This is a genomic window from Aeromicrobium sp. EU05-FHT14F07 (assembly GCF_058790455.1).
In genome coordinates, this window is the sequence record NZ_JBYTCR010000014.1 from 37,434 (window position 1) to 50,004 (window position 12,571).

Below are 12,571 nucleotides of genomic sequence, written 5' to 3' on the forward strand. Positions count from 1 at the left end.
ACCGCGCGTTTGCGTGGGGGAGTGTCTGTTTCCTTGGCGCCCCACGGAAACAGGCACCAGCGGCGACGGTGGGGCGGGGCGCTCAGGTCGGCGGCAGCGGCTCGACCGTGGGCGAGGTCGCGACCTGCTCCTCGACGTACCGGGGCTCGCCGACCTTGACCAGCACGACACCGGCCAGGACGAGGAGCCCGCCGAGCAGCTGGGCCGTGGTCGGCAGCTCGTCGAGCAGCAGCCAGGCGAACAGCACGGCCATGAGCACCTCCGAGAGGGCGACGAACGACGCCACGCGCGACCCAAGCCGTCGTCCCGCTGCGATGCCGGTGACGTACGCGAGCGCCGCGGTCACGACGCCGAGCAGCCCGACGAGCAGCCACCAGGGGAGCGCGACGTCGCCGAGCGTCGCGTCGGCGGTCGACGCGGTCATCGGCAGCACGCCGACGAGCCCGCCGAGACCGAGTGCGGCGCTGCCGACGAGCAGCCCGCCGCCCGCCAGCGCGACCGGCGGCAGACCGACGCGGTCGTCGGCGGACAGCAGGAAGTAGGTGGCGGCGCCGACCGTCGCGCCGAGTGCCCACAGGACCCCGACGCCGTCGAGCGAGACGCCGGAGAGCAGACCCAGCACGAGCCCGAGCCCGCCCATCGCCACGACGGCTCCGGCGACGGTGAGCCGACCGGGACGCTCCCCTCGGGCCGCCCACAGGAACAGCACGACGGCCACCGGCGCCATGTACTCGATGAGCAGTGCGACGCCGACCTGCAGCGTCTGCACGGCGTAGAAGTAGCAGAGCTGCGCTCCGGCGACGGCGAGCAGCCCGTAGAGCAGCACCATCGGCGCGGCGCGCCGGACGCCCCGCCAACGACCCCGCATCGCGAGGGCGGCCGGGAGGGCCACCACGGCCGCGGCGACGCCCATGCGGACCGCGGCGGCCGCGCCCGCACTCCAGCCCGACTCCAGCAGTCCGCGTGCCAGGGAGCCGGACAGCCCGAAGGCGGAGGCGGACACCAGGGCGAACACAAGGCCCGACGTGGTGCGTCCGGTCCCGGCGTTCGGGGAGCGTCGCGCCGACGCCGAGGCGCCCGTCGCCGATCCGGCGTCAGGGGCGTTCATGGTCATGGGTCCTGACGATAGAGGCCGATGTCGTAAGGTGTCAACATGACCTTCGCTCCTGACATCGAGGCCAACCTGCTGGCCACCGTCGAGCTGGTCAACACGGCGGAGGACCCGGACACGCTCACCACGGTCGAGCAGCTCGACGCCTTCTACGAGCGGCACGGCTACACCGGCCGCCGCGACCGCGACGCCGGCGAGCTCGCGCAGGTGCGCGCCCTGCGCCCCGTGCTGCGCGGGTTGCTCACGACCGGCGACCCCGACCAGCTCGCGGTGCTGGTCAACGACCTGCTCGATGCCCATCCCACTCGGGTTCGGCTCGTGACGCACGGACCGCTGGGGCGGCACCTGCACGTCGCCGACGACGACAGCCCGTGGCCCTCGCGCATCTGCGTCGAGGCGGCGATCGCCGTCAGCGACGTCCTGATCGCCGGCGAGCTGTCACGGTTCGGCGTCTGCGCCGACGACGGCTGTGACGGCATCGTCCTCGACCTCTCCCGCAACCGGTCCCGTCGCTTCTGCAGCACCGCGTGCGGCAACCGTCACGCCGCCGCGGAGTACCGGGCCCGCCAGCGCGAGCAGGAGCACGCATGACGCTCGACCGCAAGCGCACGCTCGCCCCCTACCGGGCCCGGCGCGGGGTCTTCGACGTGGTCGAGGTGCCCCCGCTGACGTACCTGGCCGTCGACGGCACGGGCGACCCCAACACGTCGGCCTCCTACGCCGAGGCGCTCGCCGTGCTCTACCCGGTCGCCTACACCCTGCGCTTTGCCGGCAAGGCACTCGGTCACGACGAGACGGTCATGCCGCTGGAGGCGCTCTGGTGGTCCGACGACATGGCGGCGTTCACGAGCGCACGCGACAAGAGCCGCTGGAGCTGGACCGCGCTGATCCTCGCGCCCACCTGGGTCGACGACGCCGCGTTCGCCGACGCCGTCGCGACCGTGGCGCGCAAGAAGCCCGACCTGGGCGGCCTGGAGCGGGTCGACCTGCGCGTGCTGGACGAGGGCCTCTGCATGCAGACGCTCCACGTCGGCCCCTACGACGACGAGGGCCCGGTGCTCGCCCGGATGCACGACGTCGAGATCCCCGCGGCAGGTCTGCGCATGACGGGCCGCCACCACGAGATCTACCTCGGCGACCCGCGGCGCACCGCCCCGGAGCGCCTGCGGACGATCCTGCGGCAGCCGGTCGAGGCCGTCGAGTCCTGACCCGTGGTCCCGGTCAGGCTGCTGATTCCCATCAGTTCATGGGAATCAGCAACGAGTGGGTTCAGCGTTGCCGCTTCGGGATGTTGCGGTCCTTCAGCTCGCGAGCGGCGTACTGCCCGATCTGGTGGGTCGACCACCCGTCGGACCCGCCCGCGACGGCGCCGCCGATGAGCGGCACGCGGCGCGCGACGAGGGTGACGGCGCGGCGGCCGACCGTGCGGGTGACGAGCTCGGCGGTGACCTCGTGGGAGATGATCCGGTCGAGCTCGGGGGAGTGCACGGGCGACGTCGCGAGCGTCATCGGCGGCGACGGCAGCTTGCCCGACTTCAGCAGGTCCTTGACCGCGTCCTCGCCGAGCATGCAGACCAGGATCGCGTTGCGCACCCGCGGGTCGGTGAGGTCGTAGCCGCGCAGCGCTGCCACGCCCGCGACCATGTGCGCCTGCACCAGCGTGACGCCGACGACGTTCGCCGGCACCGACACGGCCACCGCTGCGATGCCACCGAGGTTGGTCACGAAGCCCTGCGCGCCGGCCAGCGCGGTGTGCCGGCGCACGAGACGCGTGATCGCCGCCTCGACGTCACCGTCGGTGTCGACGAGGTGGGCGTCGGCGGCCTTGCGGGCCGAGGGGAGCGGGCCGACGCCGTCGATCGCCCGGTCCAGGACCTGACGGACGAACCCGCCGGCCACCTGCGGAGCGATCTTGTTCGTCGCCGCGACCGCGGCCCTGCCTCGGAGTCCAGCCATGCCCCCATCCTAGGGACGCGGCCGAGGTCCGCCCCCTGAACAGCCGCGGGCCCTACGCTCGGCCCATGGACCAGGCGTTCAGTCGACGCGTCACGTCGTCGGACTGGCTCGAGGAGGCGCACGGCTGGATCCATGCCCGCGCGGAGGAGGCCGGGCACGCGCTCGCCGGCCCTATCGAGCAGCGTCGTGTGCGGCCGTGGTCGACACAGCTGGTCGTGCCGACCGACCGCGGGCGTGTGTGGTTCAAGGCGAACTGCCGGTCGATGGCGTTCGAGCCCGCGCTGCACGCGCTGCTGGCCGACGTCGCGCCCGACCAGGTGGCCGCGCCGCTCGCCGTCGACGCCGCGCAGGGGTGGATGCTCACCGCCGACCGTGGCGTGACGCTCGGCGACTCCCGCGAGACGACCCTCGCCGACTGGCGCGGCGTCATGATCGCCACCGCTCGGCTGCAGCGTCGGCTCGTCGACCAGCGCGATGCCGTGCTCGCGACCGGTGTTCCCGACTGCTCGCCCGAGACCGTCCCGGCACGCTTCGACGCCCTGCTCGAGCGGCTGGCGACGCTGCCGGCCGAGCACCCCTCGTCCCTCGCCCACGCCGGCGCCACCGCGCTCGCCGCACGTCGCGACCAGCTCCTCGAGGCCGTCGCCCGCCTCGCGTCGTCGAGCGTCCCGGTCACCGTGCAGCATGGTGACGTGCACCCGTGGAACGCCTTCGCCGACCTGCGCGTGTTCGACTTCGGCGACCTGCAGTGGTCCCACGCGCTCGAGGTCCTGAGCGTCCCCTACGGCTGGATCACGACGCGCAGCACGCTGGCCTGGGACGACGTGCTCGCCACCTACTCCGAGATGTGGTCCGACGTCGCCGACCCGCGCGACCTCGCCGAGCTGCGCGCCGCCACGGCCTTCACGCAGCCCGTCAACCGGGCCCTGACCTGGTGGGACTCCCTCGAGGGGGCCACCGACGAGGAGTGGCGCGAGTGGGGCGAGATGCCCGCGCACCACCTGAGCCGCGTGCTGGAGGCCTGACGTGCCCGCCGTGCCGCTGCCCCCGACCCCGTGGGAGTTCCGACCCGACCTCTGGCCCCGGTCCGACTGCGTCGCCGCCGGTGCCGACCTCGAGCCGTCGACGGTGGTCGAGGCCTACCGGCACGGCGCGTTCCCCATGCCGGACGAGGGGGACCTGCTGTGGTGGTCGCCGGTCGAGCGCGGTGTGCTCGAGCCGTCGGCGCTGCGCGTCTCGCGGTCGCTGCGCCAGGCGGTGCGACGGATGACGGTCACGATCGACACCGCGTTCGCCGAGGTGGTCGACGCCTGCGCCGACCCCAGCCGACCCGGCGCCTGGATCGACCGCGGCATCCGTGACGCGTACGTGCGCCTGCACGAGCTCGGCTGGGCGCACTCCGTCGAGACCCGCGACGCCGACGGCAACCTCGTCGGCGGGCTGTACGGGCTCTCGGTCGGACGCCTGTTCGCGGGCGAGTCGATGTTCCACCACGCGCGCGACGCGTCGAAGGTGGCGCTGGTGGCGCTGGTCGACGCGGTGGGGCCGGACGGGCTCGTCGACGTGCAGTGGGCGACCCCGCACCTGGAGTCGCTCGGCGTCGTGCGGTGGCCCCGTGAGCGGTACCTGGGAGCCCTGCGGAGCCTCGTCGACGCTCCCGGCCCCGACTGGGACGCCCTCCAGGGCCCGATATCACGGGCACGAGGCACGCCGTAGGGGCCGGGGTGCACCGGAATGTCGGGGTTTCCTGCCTAGACTGCTGAGCGCACAACATCCGAACTCTCTAGGAGTCCCCGTGGCTATCTCCCGCAGCGACCTCGTCTCGGCCCTCGCCGAGAAGGCCGACACCACCAAGTCCACCGCCGACGACGTCCTCAGCGCGCTGGCCGACGTCCTCATCGACGCCGTCAGCAAGGGCGAGAAGGTCGCCATCCCCGGCATCCTCTCGGTCGAGCGCGTCTCGCGCGCCGCGCGCACGGGTCGCAACCCCGCGACCGGTGAGACGATCGACATCCCCGCCGGCTACGGCGTGAAGGTGAGCGCCGGCTCGAAGCTCAAGGCTGCCGCCAAGTGAGCTAGGCCCGTCAGCCACGGAGAGGCCCCCCGGACCACACGGTCCAGGGGGCCTTTCCGCGTCCGGGGACGCTCAGCTCTCGGTGGGACGACCCGCCGCCTCCCAGGCGTCCATGCCGCCGGCCAGGTTGACGACGTCGTGCCCCTGCTGCCCGAGCCATGCCGTGGCCCGCGCCGACCGACCGCCGAGGTGGCAGACGACGAGCGTCCGGGCCTGCGGGTCGAGCTCGCCGACGCGCGCGGGGAGGTCGCCGAGCGGCACGTGCACGGCGCCCGGGACGTGGCCGGCCTCCCACTCGTGGGGCTCGCGGACGTCCAGCACGACGAGGTCGTCGGGCAGCGGGTCGGGCAGGTCGGCAACGGTCGTCGTGGGCACGTCCACGGGGGCTCCTGAAAGGTCTGGCGCCCGTGCGGAGCAGGTCGCGCGCGGCGTCCGCGGCGGGAGGTGGGCCACACGGGCTGGATTATCGGCTGCTGACTGGTTACTTTGGACTATATGCACCCGGGCGGAGAACAGGTCGACGGCAACGCCGCGGCGACCACCCGTCCCTCCGCCACCGTGCGTCTGCCCTTCGAGCCGTCGACGCCGAGCATCGCCCGCACCAAGCTCGCCGGCTTCCTCACCGTGCACCGCGCGTCGTCGACCGTCATCGACGACGCCCTCATCGTGCTGAGCGAGATGGTCGCCAACGCCGTCGCGCACGGCCAGCCGTCCGACGACGGCACGATGGAGCTGGCGTGGACCATCGACCCCGAGCGGCAGCTGCTCGAGATCAGCGTCCACGACGACGGCCAGGGCGGTTCGCTCAAGCCGATCGACTTCGACGAGGACTCGCTCAGCGGTCGGGGGCTGTCGATCATCAACCGCGTCGCCGACCGCTGGTGGGTCGACATGTCGGCCGGCACTCGGGTGGGCGCCGAGCTGCCGCTCGCCCGCTGACCACCCCACGGCCAGCAGCGACCCTGCGGCCTGCCGACGGCTGCACCCCTGGCTAGGGTGCGACCCATGGGAAAGAAGTCGCGCCGCACGAAGGCGCCGAAGCCGGCCCGCATGCCTTTCGTCGCCCGCACGTTCGAGGGCCTGCCGCACGAGGGTGACTGGATCGCGCTGCGCGAGTTCGTGCCGTCCGCGACCGCCACCGTCACGCTCACCGACGGCGAGCAGGTGCGCGTGTGCTCGCTGCTGCCCGGTGGCGGCGCCGGCATCCGTCGGCCCGACGGCGAGATCTGGCTCGGCCTGCAGGTGCTGCACAACTACGGCGACGTCAGCCGCGACCTCGCCGGCGCCATCGAGGCCGCCCGCGAGACCGAGCCCGGCAACCCGGTCCGCCTGACCGACCCGGGCGTCGGCGACCGGCTGCAGCAGATCGTCGACCCCGCGTCGTCGTTCGACGTGGAGGTGCACGACGGCTTCGACTTCTGGGTCGAGGGCACCGACGCCGAGGGCTCCGAGGCGCTGGCCGCCGCGAACGAGTCGATCGCCCCCACGGAGCGCCTGAGCTCGGTCGAGGCGGCCTACTGGGTCCGCATGGGCGACAAGCGCTACCTGCGCTGGGTCGTCACGCAGAGCGAGGCCACGGTGCTCGACGGCTTCGCGCGTCTCGCGGCCGCCGGCGAGGAGACCCTCGGCGACGGCACGAAGCTCATCGGCATGTTCCGCGCCCACGGGCTGCTCGTGCCGGTGTGGGAGATGGACCCGGCCGTCGTCGACGACGGAGCGGCCGCCCTGGAGGAGCCCGTCGCGGCCCTCGCCCAGCGGCTGGAGGGTGCGATCGCCGACGACGCGCCCCTCACCCAGGAGCAGCGCAACGCCCGCGCCAACCTCACCAGCCGTCAGCTCACCATCCGCTGACCCCCTCACCCTTGGGGTGGGGCCCCACCCCAAGGGTGACTCCCCACCGCAGCGCTGGGGTGGGACGCATCCCCTGAGGTGGGCAGACGCGTGACGCCGCATCGTGGGACCCTGACCTCATGAGCGAGCTGGACGCGGTCCGACGGGCCGGTATCGAGGTCACGGGCATCGAGATCGTCGACGAGGCGGAGCGCACGGCGAAGCCGTCGGACCTGTTCTGGCCCTGGTTCGCCGCGAACGTGTCGGTGTTCGGCATCTCCTACGGCAGCTTCGTGCTCGGCTTCGGGCTGTCGCTGACACAGGCCGTGGTCGTCACCGTCCTCGGCGTCGTGGTCTCGTTCGCGGCGTGCGGGCTCGTCGCGATCGCCGGCAAGCGCGGCTCGGCGCCCACGATGATCCTCAGCCGCGCGCCGTTCGGCGTCGTCGGCCAGAAGCTGCCCGGCGTCTTCAGCTGGCTGATCTCCATCGGCTGGGAGACCTTCCTGGCCATCACCGCGACCCTGGCCACCGCCACCGTCCTGCGCGAGCTCGGCTGGGGCGGCGGCACGGCCACGAAGGTCGTCGCCTGCGCCGTGATCGCCGCTCTGATCGTCGCCGCGTCGGTCGCGGGCTACCACGTGATCATGCGCCTGCAGTCGGTGCTGACCTGGCTCACGGGCGCCGCCACCATCGGCTACATCCTCCTCACGTTCGACCAGATCGACCTCGACCGCGTCACGTCGCTGCCCGGCGGCTCCGGCCAGGCCATGGTCGGGGCGTTCGTCATGGTCATGACCGGGTTCGGCTTCGGCTGGATCAACATCGCCGCGGACTGGTCGCGGTACCAGCGGCGCGACACGTCGGGCGCACAGATCGTCGCGTGGAACACGCTGGCCGGGGCGCTCGCGCCCGTCGTGCTCGTGGTCTACGGCATCCTGCTCGCGGGCTCGTCCGACACCCTCAGCGCGGGCATCGTGAACGACCCCGTCGGCACGCTCGCGTCGGTCCTGCCCACCTGGTTCCTCGTGCCCTTCCTCGTCGCGTCGGTGCTGGCGCTCGTGTCCGGCGCCGTGCTCGGCATCTACTCCTCCGGGCTGACGCTCCTCAGCCTCGGCGTGCGCATCCCGCGGCCGGCCGCCGCGCTCGTCGACGGCGTCATCCTGACGGCCGGCACGGTGTACGTCGTGTTCGTCGCGCAGACGTTCCTCGGCCCCTTCCAGAGCTTCCTCATCACGCTCGGCGTCCCCGTCGCCGCCTGGGCCGGCATCATGATCGGCGACATCGCCCTGCGACGGCGCGACTACGACGAGGCGGCGCTGTTCGACGCCTCGGGACGCTACGGCGCCGTCGCGTGGACGTCGGTGGTGACGATGGTCGTCGCGTCAGTCGTGGGCTGGGGCCTGGTCGTCAACCAGATCTCCGGCACCGCGTGGAACGACTGGCAGGGCTACCTCATCGAGCCGTTCGGGCTCGGCACCCGCCTGCCCGACGGCGCCGGCTGGGACGGTGCGTGGCCGTACGCGAACCTCGGTGTGCTGGCCGCCTTCGCGATCGGGCTGCTCGTCACCCTCGTCGCGCGGCGCTCGACCGTGCGTCGCCAGGAGGCCGGTGCCGCGTGAGGGTCGGGGCATGACGCAGACCTGGTTGGTGGTCGTCGACCCGCAGCGGGTCTTCGCCGACCCCGCGTCGCCGTGGGGCTCGCCGATGTTTGCCGCGACCCTCGAGCCGGTGCGTGCCCTGGCGGCGACGATGCCGACGATCGTCACGCGCTGGGTGCCGGCTCCCGACGCCGAGCGGGTCGGGTCGTGGCGGGCCTACTTCGACGCCTGGCCGTTCGCCGACCGGCCGGCCGACGACCCGATGTTCGACGTCGTGCCCGAGCTGGCCGACGTCGCGGCGGCGTCGACGGTGGTGGCGGCGCCGACCTTCGGCAAGTGGGACGTCGTGCGGGCGGTGACGGGCGAGGCCCCGGACCTCGTCGTCGCCGGCGTCTCGACCGACTGCTGCGTGCTGTCGACCGTGCTTGCCGCCGCCGACGCCGGAGCGACCGTGCGGGTGGCCGTCGACGCGTGCGCCGGCTCGACGCTCGAGAACCACCGTCGCGCCCTCGACGCCATGGCCCTCTACGCGCCCCAGGTCACCCTCGCCTGACCCATCCCGCGCACCCTTGGGGTGGGGCCCCACCCCAAGAGTGACCTCCCACCCCAGCGCTGAGGTGGGACGCATCCTTTGGGTGGGGCCCCACCCGAAGAATGTCCGCCCGACGTCCGCCCGCGGGGGACGCTGACCGACGTCACCGCCGCTCATCACCCCCACCCGAAGGATTCACCCCACCCCAGCGCTGGGTGGGTGAGTCACCCTTTGGGTGGGGCCCAACCCCAAGGGCGGCGAGGGTGGGGGGGAGGGTGGGTCAGTCGCGGAGGACGGGGCAGGACATGCAGCGCGGGCCGCCGCGGCCCGACCCGAGCTCGGAGCCGCTGATGGCCACGACCTCGATGCCGTGCTCCTCCAGGCGGGCGTTGGTCTGCTCGTTGCGCTCGTAGGCGACGGCGAGACGGGCGTCGATCGCGAGGGTGTTGTTGCCGTCGTCCCACTGCTCCCGCTCGGCGGTCACCGGGTCGAGGCCGGTGTCGATGCGGTGCAGGCGCTCGATGCCCATCGCGTCGGCCGCGGCGGCGAAGAACGACCGCTCCGGACCGACCCGCAGGTCGCCGTCGTCGTCGAGGGTCACCGCCAGCGCGCGCAGCTGGTCGGCCATGTTCGGGTAGATCACGACGGTGTCGACGTCGACCATCGTGACGATCGTGTCGAGGTGCATCGTGGCGCGCTCCTGGGCGATCGGCACCGCCAGGACCGTCTCGGCGAGCGCTCCACCTCCTGCGGCCCCCGGCCCCGCACCCCCGCCGGGCGCCAGCACCTGCGCCGCGAACCGCTCGAACCCGGCCGGGGTGGTCCGCTCCCCGACCCCGACCGCGACGACGCCGGGCGCGAGCAGCAGCACGTCACCGCCCTCCAGGTGCTCCAGGTGCGGGCCGTGGACGCGCTCGACGCCTGCGAAGCGCGGGTGGTGGGCGTAGACGAGGCCGGTCAGCTGCGTCTCGCGGACGCGCGCCGGCATCGCCAGGCTCGTCACGGCCACCCGGTCGGGCAGCCAGACGGAGGAGTCGCGGGTGAAGAGCAGGTTGGGCAGCGGGTCGACGAGGAAGTCGTCGGGACGCAGCAGGCTCGTGACGATGCTGCGGTGCGCGACCTCGTCGTTGCGCAGGCCCGCGGTCACGACCGCGGCGAGGTCGGCGGGCGCGAGGTCCGACAGCGCGGCCACCAGGTAGCGACGCAGGCTGTCGCCGAGGTGCAGCGTCGACGTCGTGCTCTCGACGATCTCGGCCCGCGCGTCGGCCTGCTCGAGGGTCTCGGTGAGCAGCTCGACGAGGTACAGCACCTCGACGTCGTGGTCGCGCAGCGCCTGCGCGAACGCGTCGTGCTCGTCCTGGGCGCGACCCAGCCAGGGGATGCCGTCGAACAGCAGCGAGTCGTTGTTGCGCGGCGTCAGCCGCGCGAGCTCCTGGCCCGGCCGGTGCAGCAGCACCGTCCGCAGGCGGCCGACCTCGCTCGAGGCACCCCACGTCGTCATGCGCCCACCCTAGGTGGCGTCGGGCACCAGCCAGAGCACCCCGGCCGGAGGCAGCTGCACGGACGCCGACGCGGCGAAGCCGTGGTGCGGCACGCCCTCGGCCTCCACAGCACCGAGGTTGCCCACCCCGGAGCCGCCGTACGCCTGCGCGTCGGTGTTCAGCACCTCGCGCCACCGGCCCAGGAGCGGCAGCCCCACGCGGTAGTCGTGGTGCGGCGCGCCGGAGAAGTTCGCCAGGCACGCCAGCTGCGACCCGTCGCTGCCGATCCGCAGGAAGCACACGACGTTCCCCGCGACGTCCGACGCGTCGATCCACCGGAAGCCGTCGGGGGTGGTGTCGGCGGTGTGGAGCGCCGGCATCGAGCGGTACGTCTGGTTCAGGTCGGCGACCAGCTCGAGGACGCCCGCGTGCAGCGGGTCGCGCAGCTCGTCCCAGTCGAGCCCGCGGGACTCCGCCCACTCGCCCTCCTGCCCGAACTCCCCGCCCATGAACAGCATCTGCTTGCCGGGGTGGGCCCACATGAACGCCAGCAGGGAGCGCACGCCTGCCGCCTTGTTCCACGCGTCGCCCGGCATCCGGCCCCACAACGACCCCTTGCCGTGCACGACCTCGTCGTGGGAGAGCGGCAGCACGAAGTTCTCGGTCCAGGCGTAGTCGATGGCGAACGTCATCTCCCCGTGGTGGTACGAGCGGTGCACGGGGTCGTGGCCCAGGTAGGAGAGCGTGTCGTGCATCCAGCCCATGTTCCACTTGAAGCCGAAGCCGAGCCCGCCCGCGTCGGTGGGTGCGCTGACCCCCGGCCACGCCGTCGACTCCTCGGCGACCATCATCACGCCGGGGTGGTGCTTGTAGACCGTCGCGTTGAGCTCCTGCAGCAGCTGCACGGCCTCGAGGTTCTCGCGTCCGCCGTGCTTGTTGGGCACCCACTCGCCGTCGTTGCGCGAGTAGTCGAGGTAGAGCATCGACGCGACGGCGTCGACGCGGAGGCCGTCGAGGTGGAACTCCTCGAGCCAGAACAGTGCATTGGCGACGAGGAAGTTGCGCACCTCCGGGCGACCGAAGTCGAAGACGTACGTGCCCCAGTCGGGCTGCTCGCCGCGGCGGGGGTCGGGGTGCTCGTAGAGCGGGGTGCCGTCGAAGCGGGCGAGGGCCCACTCGTCCTTCGGGAAGTGCGCCGGCACCCAGTCGACGATGACCCCGAGGCCCCGCTGGTGCAGCTCGTCGACGAACCAGCGGAAGTCGTCGGGCGATCCGAACCGCGACGTCGGCGCGTAGTACGACGTGACCTGGTAGCCCCAGGAGCCGCCGAAGGGATGCTCGGCGACCGGCAGCAGCTCGACGTGGGTGAACCCCATCTCGAGGAGGTAGTCGCCCAGCTCCTCGGCGAGCTCGCGGTACGTGAGACCGGGTCGCCACGACCCGAGGTGCACCTCGTAGATGCTCACGGGGGCCTCGGCCCAGCGGGTCGCGTCGCGCTGCTCGACCCAGGCGTCGTCGCGCCAGTAGTGCGTGGGTTCGACCACGACCGACGCCGTCGCGGGCGGTACCTCGGTGCCGAAGGCGAGCGGGTCGATCTTCTCGTGCCAGGCGCCGTCGGCACCCTCGACGCGGAACTTGTACCGGGTGCCGGCGCCGACGCCCGGGACGAACAGGTCCCAGACACCCGGTCCGCCGAGCGGTCGCATGGCGTGCGCGCCGCCGTCCCAGCCGTTGAAGTCGCCGACGACCTGCACGCTGCGGGCGTTCGGGGCCCAGAGCGCGAACGAGGTGCCCTCCACGGGCCCGTCGGGGCCGTCGTGGGTGCGGACGTGGGCGCCCAGCACGTCCCAGAGCCGCTCGTGGCGGCCCTCGCCGATGAGGTGCAGGTCGAGCTCGCCGACCGCGACGGGCCAGCCGTCCGCGGGCTCGCCGCTGGTGGACGTGCTGCCGTCGGGGGTGCTGCCGGTGGGGATGCTTCCGGACGTCATG

General features: G+C 73.0%; 14 protein-coding genes. 9 read left to right on the forward strand and 5 right to left on the reverse strand.

All coding sequences use genetic code 11. From position 1 onward, the window contains the following. Nucleotides 1-82 precede the first annotated feature (82 nt). Entirely contained in the window at nucleotides 83-1,114 is a 1,032-nt protein-coding gene (locus AC3WRM_RS12880; RefSeq protein ID WP_492248239.1) for a DMT family transporter, read from the reverse strand. A 39-nt stretch (nucleotides 1,115-1,153) separates the two neighbouring features. Here AC3WRM_RS12880 and AC3WRM_RS12885 point away from each other — a divergent pair, with 39 nt between their 5' ends. Next, on the forward strand, nucleotides 1,154-1,702 hold the full coding sequence (locus tag AC3WRM_RS12885) for a CGNR zinc finger domain-containing protein (RefSeq protein ID WP_492248240.1): 549 nt from the start codon (nucleotides 1,154-1,156) through the stop codon (nucleotides 1,700-1,702). Continuing rightward, nucleotides 1,699-2,319, forward strand: coding sequence for a GyrI-like domain-containing protein (locus AC3WRM_RS12890; RefSeq protein ID WP_492248241.1), 621 nt, complete (start codon nucleotides 1,699-1,701; stop codon nucleotides 2,317-2,319). The genes AC3WRM_RS12885 and AC3WRM_RS12890 overlap by 4 nt, the downstream gene beginning before the upstream one ends. 61 nt (nucleotides 2,320-2,380) lie before the next feature. On the opposite strand, the gene AC3WRM_RS12895 is transcribed toward AC3WRM_RS12890, so the two are convergent. Then, complete coding sequence (locus AC3WRM_RS12895; RefSeq protein WP_492248242.1) at nucleotides 2,381-3,067, reverse strand: hypothetical protein; 687 nt, start codon at nucleotides 3,065-3,067, stop codon at nucleotides 2,381-2,383. Nucleotides 3,068-3,132: 65 nt separating this feature from the next. Here AC3WRM_RS12895 and AC3WRM_RS12900 point away from each other — a divergent pair, with 65 nt between their 5' ends. From AC3WRM_RS12900 to AC3WRM_RS12910, 3 genes are all read left to right on the forward strand, one after another. Beyond that, nucleotides 3,133-4,092 carry a phosphotransferase gene (locus AC3WRM_RS12900; RefSeq protein WP_492248243.1) on the forward strand — a complete coding sequence of 320 codons (960 nt, stop codon included), beginning with the start codon at nucleotides 3,133-3,135 and terminating at the stop codon, nucleotides 4,090-4,092. Nucleotides 4,093-4,108: 16 nt separating this feature from the next. Continuing rightward, entirely contained in the window at nucleotides 4,109-4,783 is a 675-nt protein-coding gene (gene aat, locus AC3WRM_RS12905) for a leucyl/phenylalanyl-tRNA--protein transferase (protein ID WP_492248327.1), read from the forward strand. Nucleotides 4,784-4,862: 79 nt separating this feature from the next. Then, entirely contained in the window at nucleotides 4,863-5,141 is a 279-nt protein-coding gene (locus tag AC3WRM_RS12910) for an HU family DNA-binding protein (RefSeq protein WP_067860776.1), read from the forward strand. A gap of 72 nt (nucleotides 5,142-5,213) precedes the next feature. Here the strand turns inward: AC3WRM_RS12910 and AC3WRM_RS12915 are convergent, their stop codons facing one another. Continuing rightward, nucleotides 5,214-5,522 (reverse strand): rhodanese-like domain-containing protein, encoded by a 309-nt coding sequence (locus AC3WRM_RS12915; protein ID WP_492248244.1) that lies wholly within the window; start codon nucleotides 5,520-5,522, stop codon nucleotides 5,214-5,216. Nucleotides 5,523-5,636: 114 nt separating this feature from the next. Here AC3WRM_RS12915 and AC3WRM_RS12920 point away from each other — a divergent pair, with 114 nt between their 5' ends. The 4 genes from AC3WRM_RS12920 (at nucleotide 5,637) to AC3WRM_RS12935 (ending at nucleotide 9,122) form a co-directional block, all read left to right on the forward strand. Further along, nucleotides 5,637-6,080, forward strand: coding sequence for an ATP-binding protein (locus AC3WRM_RS12920; protein ID WP_309633541.1), 444 nt, complete (start codon nucleotides 5,637-5,639; stop codon nucleotides 6,078-6,080). Nucleotides 6,081-6,146: 66 nt separating this feature from the next. After that, nucleotides 6,147-6,992 (forward strand): DUF5926 family protein, encoded by an 846-nt coding sequence (locus AC3WRM_RS12925; protein WP_492248245.1) that lies wholly within the window; start codon nucleotides 6,147-6,149, stop codon nucleotides 6,990-6,992. Nucleotides 6,993-7,111: 119 nt separating this feature from the next. Further along, entirely contained in the window at nucleotides 7,112-8,590 is a 1,479-nt protein-coding gene (locus AC3WRM_RS12930; RefSeq protein WP_492248246.1) for a purine-cytosine permease family protein, read from the forward strand. 10 nt (nucleotides 8,591-8,600) lie between these two features. Further along, nucleotides 8,601-9,122: a cysteine hydrolase family protein gene (locus AC3WRM_RS12935; protein WP_492248247.1), complete on the forward strand. Its 522-nt coding sequence runs from the start codon at nucleotides 8,601-8,603 to the stop codon at nucleotides 9,120-9,122. Nucleotides 9,123-9,381: 259 nt separating this feature from the next. Here the strand turns inward: AC3WRM_RS12935 and AC3WRM_RS12940 are convergent, their stop codons facing one another. Together AC3WRM_RS12940 and glgB are read right to left on the reverse strand one after the other, a co-directional pair. Continuing rightward, on the reverse strand, nucleotides 9,382-10,602 hold the full coding sequence (locus AC3WRM_RS12940) for an arginine deiminase (protein WP_492248248.1): 1,221 nt from the start codon (nucleotides 10,600-10,602) through the stop codon (nucleotides 9,382-9,384). 9 nt (nucleotides 10,603-10,611) lie between these two features. Next, complete coding sequence (glgB, locus tag AC3WRM_RS12945; protein ID WP_492248249.1) at nucleotides 10,612-12,570, reverse strand: 1,4-alpha-glucan branching protein GlgB; 1,959 nt, start codon at nucleotides 12,568-12,570, stop codon at nucleotides 10,612-10,614. Nucleotide 12,571: the final 1 nt, after the last annotated feature.